General features: G+C 68.4%; 2 protein-coding genes and 1 pseudogene. All 3 read right to left on the bottom strand.

Annotated elements, in window-relative coordinates; all coding sequences use genetic code 11:
* The coding region (locus tag ACOADB_RS21950) for a DnaJ domain-containing protein (RefSeq protein WP_378603576.1) at nucleotides 1-223 on the bottom strand (223 nt) is incomplete at its 3' end.
* 2 nt (nucleotides 224-225) lie between these two features.
* On the bottom strand, nucleotides 226-951 hold the full coding sequence (locus ACOADB_RS21945) for a hypothetical protein (RefSeq protein WP_378603573.1): 726 nt from the start codon (nucleotides 949-951) through the stop codon (nucleotides 226-228).
* Nucleotides 952-963: 12 nt separating this feature from the next.
* A pseudogene (locus ACOADB_RS21940) lies at nucleotides 964-1,318 on the bottom strand (hypothetical protein); the annotation flags it as partial.

The raw sequence follows: 1,318 nt of genomic DNA, 5'->3' as shown, positions 1-1,318 counted from the left end.
CGGCCTCGGCTTCGGCCTCGGCTTCGAGGCGGGCCTCGGCCAGCCCGGCGTCGTACGACGCCCGCTTGTCCTCGTCGAGCAGCACACCGGCCGCGTCGTTGTAGGCACGGAACCGGCGGTCGCTCGGGTCGAGGTCGGCGATCGCGACCTTCCAGGCGGCGCGGATCTCGTCAGCCGTGGCCGACTCGTCGACGTTCAGCAGGTCGTAGTTGTTCACGCTCATCGCTACTCCCCCGCTCCGGATTCCGATGGACTGGGATCGCCTGACGGATCCGTCGAGGGGTCAGCAGACGGGTCCGTCGACGGCTGGCCCTGCGGGATGGAGGCCTCGCCGAAGGAGGGCAGCTCGTCGTCCAGGTCGTCGAGGTCGTCGACGCGCCACTCACCGCCGGTCTTCACCAGGGACACCTGGTAGCGGAACCGCAGCGGCGCGAACTCGATGCGCTCGCCGCTGTCCTTCGGGTCCGGGTAGGAGAAGTTGACGATGCCGGCGACCAGCAGCTCGGAGGAGTCGTCGTCGATCGAGGCGACCCCGACGGCGTACACCGTGCCCTTGCGGTCGATCCCGGTGTCCTTGACGACCTCCGCGGCGTAGCCGGCGTTGTCCTTGAAGATCTTGGCGAACTTGGACGTCATCACCTCGCCGACGGCGGCGTACTCCGGCATCGTGCCGTCGCTCTCCAGCATGTCGGGGCCGTAGGTGTTGAAGCGCTGGACGAACGTACGCGCGGCCGCCAGCGCCTGCTCACGACCCTTGGCCGGGTCGGGCGCCGGGTCGATCAGCGAGTCCAGCTTGCTGGCGGGGTTGGAGCCGGCGCCCTTGTCGAGGACGAGATAGCCCACGATGCCGAGTCCGGCGACGAGCACACCCAGCAGCAACCCGAGAACGCCCCAACGGAACCGCGCATTCGGGGTGGTGCTGCGTGCCGTTGAGTTTCCTTCAGCGGTCACGCGACAAGTCCCCTAGTGGTCGAGCATCGGTTGGAGGTACAGCCACTTCCAGGAGTCTCCTCCGAGCGACGGCGGGGCCACGTTACCCCGCTTCGCAGCCGAGTCTGCCGGAGCGCCCCAAGTCACTTCACCCGTGGCCTCGTCATAGCTGGCGACGACCGGGGACGTGCCGGTCATGTCCGGCGCGACGCGCGGCAGGTTCTGCGGACCACGGGGGTTGCTCATCGTGATCGGCTCGTTGCAGCGCACGTTGGGCATCGGCGGACTCTTGAACCGATCGGTCTCGGGGTTCTGGCGGTCGGTGAGGTAACCCTTGCGGCACAGCGCATGCCCGCCAGGCGTGGGCAGCTCCGCCTGGATGATCAGG

It is taken from the genome of Nocardioides sp. CPCC 206348 (assembly GCF_048654705.1).
Taxonomy (GTDB): domain Bacteria; phylum Actinomycetota; class Actinomycetes; order Propionibacteriales; family Nocardioidaceae; genus Nocardioides.
Note: the sequence above shows the minus strand (reverse complement) of the source record. Positions and strands in the feature narration are given on the sequence as shown.